At 44.1% G+C, this 1001-nt stretch carries 1 protein-coding gene; it reads left to right on the forward strand.

Annotated elements, in window-relative coordinates:
- Positions 1-23 precede the first annotated feature (23 nt).
- A partial coding sequence (locus A3761_RS07275) for a cation transporter (protein WP_197472933.1) occupies positions 24-1001 on the forward strand: 978 nt, incomplete at its 3' end.

Below are 1001 nucleotides of genomic sequence, written 5' to 3' on the forward strand. Positions count from 1 at the left end.
TATGTATAGCGATTGCTTGGTTAATGTCTCGTTTAAAAACCTGGGTAGGTAAAGAAACTAAATCCATGGCTCTGGTGGCGGATGGTTATCATAGTCAACTCGATGTATTTTCTTCAATTGCGGTCTTGCTTTCATTGATAGGTACAATGATAGGTATCTACCTCGATGAGATTGTCGCAGTGATTATTGCTGTGATGGTTACGATAGCCGGCCTTGAGCTTTTGATTTCGGGTATTAAGAGTTTGCTTACCGGTGCAGAGCTGAAGCAAGTATCGTTGATGGATAAACTGATGGATATGCCGTCGGTTCAGCACCTCCAGCATCATTCTAAACAGCTTAGAAAACCTGCAAACCTGGCGATATTTGCTGCATTGCTGGGCACTGCTTATTTACTCAGTGGCTTTCGTATCGTACCTCACGGGCACGTTGCTTATGGCCACCTCCTGCATCATTTTGATAATGAGCACTTGTCTCCAGGTTTATACTATAAGGCTCCTTGGCCGCTTGGAGGGCTAGTCATTCTTCAAGACAGTAATATCTTGAGTGTTGATACCGATAGTGCCCGTAAGAATATAGAGCAAGAAAGTTCTGTTGCCAGCGGTCTGTGGCAAAACAAAATTGATGGAAAAAGTCCTCAGGTGAAAGGCGAAGGAGAGTTCTTCCTAAGCCGTGATGAAAACCTGGTCGATATTAATCTAAAGCTGCACTTCTCGCTGGAACCTTACCATCAGTTGTTGCTCGATCCGGCAGTTCAAAAGGATATTCTTGGCGGCTATGCAGAATCTGCTTTGCTTACGCTTGCGGCAGAGAACGAGTACCTGACTTTACTTAATGGGCCGAGAAAGCCTTTAGAGAGTCGACTAAATAAGCTGATACGTGAAGACCTATCTGCTTCCGGTTTGGAACTTCGTTACATTCGCTCTCATATCCAATCTATTAAAGCTCCTCCTAGTGTCGTCGATTCGCACTGGAAAAGATTCAATGCTTATCAAAAGATGCTA

Source organism: Oleiphilus sp. HI0123, assembly GCF_001635315.1.